At 72.7% G+C, this 5940-nt stretch carries 5 protein-coding genes; 4 read left to right on the top strand and 1 reads right to left on the bottom strand.

The annotated features are described in order from the left end of the window. Nucleotides 1–66: 66 nt before the first annotated feature. From QH470_RS14255 to QH470_RS14240, 4 genes are all read left to right on the top strand, one after another. Nucleotides 67–1980: a type IV secretory system conjugative DNA transfer family protein gene (locus QH470_RS14255; RefSeq protein WP_280272827.1), complete on the top strand. Its 1914-nt coding sequence runs from the start codon at nt 67–69 to the stop codon at nt 1978–1980. 72 nt (nt 1981–2052) lie between these two features. Then, entirely contained in the window at nt 2053–3045 is a 993-nt protein-coding gene (locus QH470_RS14250; protein WP_280272826.1) for a replication-relaxation family protein, read from the top strand. An 11-nt stretch (nt 3046–3056) separates the two neighbouring features. Next, entirely contained in the window at nt 3057–4061 is a 1005-nt protein-coding gene (locus QH470_RS14245; RefSeq protein WP_280272825.1) for a C40 family peptidase, read from the top strand. A 53-nt stretch (nt 4062–4114) separates the two neighbouring features. Beyond that, nucleotides 4115–5593, top strand: coding sequence for a cutinase family protein (locus QH470_RS14240; RefSeq protein ID WP_280272824.1), 1479 nt, complete (start codon nt 4115–4117; stop codon nt 5591–5593). A 22-nt stretch (nt 5594–5615) separates the two neighbouring features. Here QH470_RS14240 and QH470_RS14235 read toward each other — a convergent pair. Next, on the bottom strand, nt 5616–5940 hold a 325-nt coding region (locus QH470_RS14235; RefSeq protein ID WP_425302665.1), incomplete at its 5' end, for an AMP-binding enzyme.

Below are 5940 nucleotides of genomic sequence, written 5' to 3'. Positions count from 1 at the left end.
CAAACGGAGCTGTGTACATGCTGCGCACCAGCGACGGGACAAGCGTCCCGGTGCTCGGCGAGTCCCATGCTACCGGGTCTCGTGCGCCATCTCGTGACCGCCGCCGATGCCCGCGGGCCCGGCCAGGCGGCGTGCGTGCAGACCCGGCCCCGCCCGGTGCCCGGCCGCGGGGGGGCGCGCGCCACCCGCCCCGGCACCGCCCGGATCGGAATGGTGAGGGCGCTGGCGCGCGAGCTGCTGGATGTGTTCACTCCCGGCTCGTCGCGCCGCGTTCCCGAGTCGAGGGCCACCGGTGCCAGAGCTGGGAGCGAGCAGAGCGCGATGGAGTTCAGTGCCGCGACGCGGGCCGCCGCGGCCAAGGCCCGGGGTCCGCACTTCGAAACCCTCCTCCGCTACGCCGTCGCGATCCCCGTCGCCGCCGAGTCCGGTGGTGTCGGCGGGGCACGGCGGGTAGCGCGGGGCCGCGCGGACGCCCTGGCGACGGTGTTCGGGGCGTGCGCCGATCACAACTACTACCGGCGGCGGCGCTGCTGGCGCCTCGCCCGAGCCCTGGAACACCGGCGACTGGGGCGTGGCGATGTGCTGTCGGTGCCCGAGCTGGCCACCCTCGCACACCTGCCCACCGACGACGGCTTACCGGGCCTGCACCGCGCCGGAGCCCGCGCCTTGGCCCCGGCCCCGGATATCCCGTCGCCCGGCCCGCATACCCGGCCCCTCGGCGTGGCCGATACCGCCAGCCGCCGACCGGTCGCGGTCCGGGTCACCGACGCCCGCCACCATCTCCACATCCTCGGCCCCACCGGCGTCGGCAAATCCACGCTCCTCGCCCGGATGATCCTGGCCGACGCCGACGCCGGACGCGGCCTGATCGTCATCGACCCCAAAGGCGACCTCGTCACCGACGTCCTCGCCCGCCTTCCCCGCCGCCTCGCCGACCGGGTAGTGCTGTTCGACGCGGACTCCAAAGCTCCCCCACCGTGCGTGAACCCCCTCGACATCGGCCGGACCGGGCAGGCGGGCCTGGATCTCGCCGTCGACAACCTCGTCACCGTGTTCCACCGCGTCTTCGCCCAATGGTGGGGGCCACGCACCGACGACATCATGCGCGCCAGCCTGCTCACCCTGTGCGCCCAGCCCGGCACCCCCACCCTCGAAGACCTCCCCCGCCTGCTCACCGAACCCGCCTTCCGCGCCCGCGTCACCCGCACCACCACCGACCCCGTCCTGCGCGGATTCTGGGAAGGCTACGAGACCCTCTCCGACGCCGGACGCGCCCAAGTCATCGGACCCCTGCTCAACAAACTCCGCGCGTTCCTGCTGCGGTCGTTCGTGCGCGCCGCGATCGCGGGCGGGCCCTCGACGGTCGAGTTCGGTGACGTCCTCGACCAGGGCGGCATCTGCCTGGCCCGGCTGCCGAAAGGGTCGCTCGGGGAGGAGACCAGCCGCCTGGTCGGGTCCCTGCTCGTCGCCCGCGCCTGGCAAGCCGCCACCGCGCGGGCCCGCCGACCCGCCGCCGACCGCGCCGACGCGTCCCTGGTGCTGGACGAGGCGCACAACTTCCTCAACCTGTCCACGCCGGTGGAGGACATGCTCGCCGAAGCCCGCGGCCTGCACCTGTCGCTGCTGCTGGCGCACCAGAACCTCGCCCAGCTCCCGAAGGAACTACGCGACGGGATCTCCGCCAACGCGAGAAACAAGATCGTCTTCGCCGTGTCCCCCGACGACGCCCGCGAGCTGGCCCGCCACACCACCCCATGGCTGTCCGAACACGACCTCACCCACCTCGACGCCTTCCACGCCGCCGCCCGGCTACTCGTCCACGGCCAGCAAGCCCGCCCCTTCACCCTCACCACCCAACCCTTGCCGCCACCGACTCCGGGCCGCGCACGCGAGATCGCCGCCGCCGCGCACGCCCAGCGCACCGGGCCCTCCCCGCACGGTGCACCCGCGTCCACCACCACAGACCCCCGGCTGACCTAGCCCGTCCGGCCTCTCGCGGGGTGCACACCCTCTCACCCGCGTCGTGTTCGGTTGTACCCGAAAGGTTTCCTGATGATCGTCCATCCTGACCGGCAGGCCGCGCTGCGCGCGCCGCGCGCCGACCAGGCCCCGGGGCCTGTCGCGGAGACCACGCGGCTGGTGGCGCGGCTGACCGACCGCGACCGCTGGATCCTGCGGATGCTGTACGAGCATCGCGTCCTGACCACCCACCAGCTCGCCGCACTCGCGTTCCCCACCCTCAAGATCGCGCGCCGCCGCCTGGCGCTGTTGCACCGCTACCGCGTCGTCGACCGGTTCCGGCCGCTCCGCACCCGCGGCAGCGCGCCCTCGCACTGGGTCCTGGCTACTGCCGGCGCCGCAGTGCTCGCCGCCGAGGCCGACACCGACCTGCGCACCCTGCGGTATCGCCCCCGCCACGCCCTCAACATCGCCCACAGCCTCCACCTCGCCCACACCATCGGCGTCAACGACTGGTTCACCGCCCTCGCCACCACCGCAGCCCGCCAGAACGCGCAGCTCCTGGCGTGGTGGTCCGAGGGACGCTGCTACCGCCTCTGGGGCGACCTCACCCGCCCCGACAGCTTCGGCCGCTACACCGCCCCCGGTGCCCTATTGGATTTCTTCCTCGAATACGACCTCGGCTCCACCCGACTGACTCGCGTCGCAGCCAAACTCCTGGGCTATGCGGAGCTGGCCCGAACCACCGGCGTCATCACCCCCGTCCTGGTCTGGGTCCCCACCCACTCCCGCGAAACCACCGCCCGCCACGCCCTGCGCGATACCGCAGCCGCGCTGCCCGACCCCGGCGCGGTCCCGGTCGCCACCGCCGCCGCCGACCTCCTCGACCCCACCACCGCGCAGCCGAGCCCCGCCGACCGGGTATGGCTGCCGCTGGATTCCACCGGCACCGGCCGCGTGCACCTGCACGAGCTGACCACCGTCTGGCCCCGCCGCACCCCGCCACCGGAGAGCCTCGACACCGAGCCCAGCGTTGTCTGCGGGCAGATGCTCCCGGCCCCGCCGCCGATGTTCCAGAGCCGGTAGGTGATCGGCGCATGCTCGTCAAAACGCTCGGTGCGGGCTCGACCGTGGTGGTGTTCTTCGTCGTTGTCATCGCCGCCGTGGTCACCATCGCCATCGTCTACGACCAAGCCTCGATCTCACCCGCCCCTGCCCCGGGCGCAGGCAGCACGCCGAGCCCGCAAGCCCGCACCGACATCCCCCCGGAGCTGCTGGTCCTCTATCAGAACGCCGCGCGCGATTGCCCCGGCCTGGACTGGTCGGTGCTGGCCGCGATCGGCAAAGTCGAAACCGACCACGGCCGCTCCACCCTCCCCGGCGTCCAGCACGGGGAGAACTTCGCGGGCGCCGGAGGTCTCATGCAATTCCTCGCCCCCACCTTCGACGCCGTCACCGCCCGCCACCGGCTCCCGCCCGGCGGGGCGAGCCCGCCCTCGCGCTACAACCCGTCCGACGCGATCCACGCTGCCGCCTACTACCTGTGCGACTCCGGCGCACCCGAGGATCTGCACGCCGCGATCTTCACCTACAACCACTCCGAGGACTACGTCACCCACGTCCTCGACCAAGCCGCCCGCTACCGCGCCACCCCCTCGCCGGGCAGCGGCGACTGCCACACCATCGAGGCCGCCAGCCCCGTTGCCGTGCAAGTGATCTCGTTCGCCTGCGCGCAGCTCGGGCAGCCGTACGTGTGGGGCGGAGACGGCCCCGGCGAAGGCGGCTGGGACTGCTCCGGACTCACCAAGGCCGCCTACGCCACCGCCGGAATCGACCTACCCCGCACCACCTACGACCAAATCCACGTCGGGCCCCGCATCCCCGAAAACCAACTCCAGCCCGGCGACCTCGTCTTCTACGGCACCGCCGCCGACGTCCACCACGTCGGCCTCTACCTCGGCGCCGGAAAGAAAGTCGAAGCGCCGACCTTCGGCGTTCCCGTCCAGGTCAGCGATCTGCGATACCCCGGCGACGACTACTACGCCGCCACGCGCCCCACCGCGACACCCCACCTCCCAGCACCACCCGGCGGCCCCGACTGACCACCACACCCCACCCGCAACCCGAATTCCCCGACACCCCAGGAGATCCCACCATGAAGCCCACCCACCCGAACGCCCGCCACAGTGCCCGCGCCCTGCTCTGCGCCCTCGTCGTGGCCTTCCTGGCCTTGCTCGTGTCCGGGCCTGCCACCGCCGACCCGGCACCTCCCGAGTCGAATTGCCCTCGATTCACCGCGATCCTGGTCCCGGGCACCGGCGAAACCACACCCGCCGCCACCCCGGACCAACCTGGCGGGATGCTCGCCCCGATCGGACAGGGCCTGCGCCAGCGCTACGGCACCGACATCGCCGTGCGCACCCTCGCCTACACCGCATCCGCCACCCCGTACCACGCCTCGGAAACCCAAGGCGTGCAGGCACTGTCGACGACATTGGCCGGGTTGTGCTCGTCCACCCGCGTCGTGCTGGCCGGATACTCCCAAGGCGCAGACATCACCGGGGACGTCGCCACCGCCATCGGAAACCACCGCGGCCCGCTCCCCGACTCCCGGATCGTGGCCGTCGCGCTGCTGTCGGACCCGCGCCGCCACCCCGCCACCCCGCAACTCGGACCCGGCCAGCCCGGCGAGGGCATCGCCGGGCCCCGCGGCGAGGACTTCGGCACCCTCACCGACCGCGTCCGCACCCTCTGCGCAACCGGCGACCTCTACTGCGCCACCACACCCCACGCCTCCCCCGCCCTGACCGCCCTCGGCCGCGCCGTCACCGGCAACCCCCCACCACCCACCAGCGACGCCGCCGTCCCCAACACAGACCACACCCCCACTCCGACACCCCCGCAAACCAGCCCGGGACTCGTGCCGGGCTCGGCTCCCGCAGCGGCGGCTTCGCTCGAGGGACTGAACCCGTCCGCAGTCGTGGACCAGGTGGTCACCGTCCTGGCCGGGCTGACCGGGTTCGCCGCCAACATCCCGGCGATCGTCGGCGATCTCGCCCAACTGCCCGCCCTGATCACCTCCGGCAATGTGCCTGGCCTACACCAGGTCTCAGGCGAGTTGAATACGCAGTTCGCGCCGCTGGTCCAGATGGCCGCCGGGATCGACCTGCACCTGGCCGCCCAAGCTCTCGCCCTGGCCGCACCACTCGACACATCGGGGTGGACCGGCATCGCCGCCCAGATCCTCGCCCTCATCGCCAACGTCGATATCGGGCGCCTCGCCACCGACATCGGACAAGCCCAGGAAATCGCCTGGCACGCACTGGAAACACTCACCCGCGGAGACCCCGCCGGTGCCGCCCTCGCACTCACCGGCCTCCTCCCCGTCGCCGCCGACCTCGCCGCCACCGCGGCCTCGGCACTGACCGGAGACGCCGGCACACGCCTCGCCGGACTCGCGCACACCTTCACCACCGCCACCACCCCCGAGACCAGCACCGCGCTGGGCGATCTCGCCCGCCAAACCGGCGACGCGGCCCGCTTCGCCGAGTCCGACGTCCACCGCAACGGCTACAACGCCGCCACCGCACCTGCGCTGAACTGGCTCATCGGCCGCATCGACGCTACGCGCTGACACCCGAACCCCGACGTGGTCGTCACGCTGTCCCGCCGCACGACGTGGCCCACGCAGGCTCACACGGGGCATCGGTGGCGGCTCCGTCCGTGGCGGGGCGGGTAAACGTGTCAGAACGGGATGGGTGCCCGGCGACCGGTGCGCCGCACCTGTGGGCCGCTGGGTACACCAGGGGTACAACGATGAGACGGCCCCGCGGGGGTTGCGCCGCCAGCGCGGCGAAGTCGACGGCGTCCGGAGCATGCGCGGAGACCACGGCGGCGACCTGATGGCCCCAGCGGTCGTGCGGCACGCCGATCACCACCGCGTCGTAGATCGACTCGTGCGCCTTGACCACGGCCTCCACC

Origin of the sequence: Nocardia wallacei (assembly GCF_029868745.1) — a bacterium.
Classification (GTDB): domain Bacteria; phylum Actinomycetota; class Actinomycetes; order Mycobacteriales; family Mycobacteriaceae; genus Nocardia; species Nocardia wallacei_B.
The sequence above is the reverse complement of the archived record's forward strand: the minus strand, read 5'-3'. Positions and strand labels throughout refer to the sequence as shown.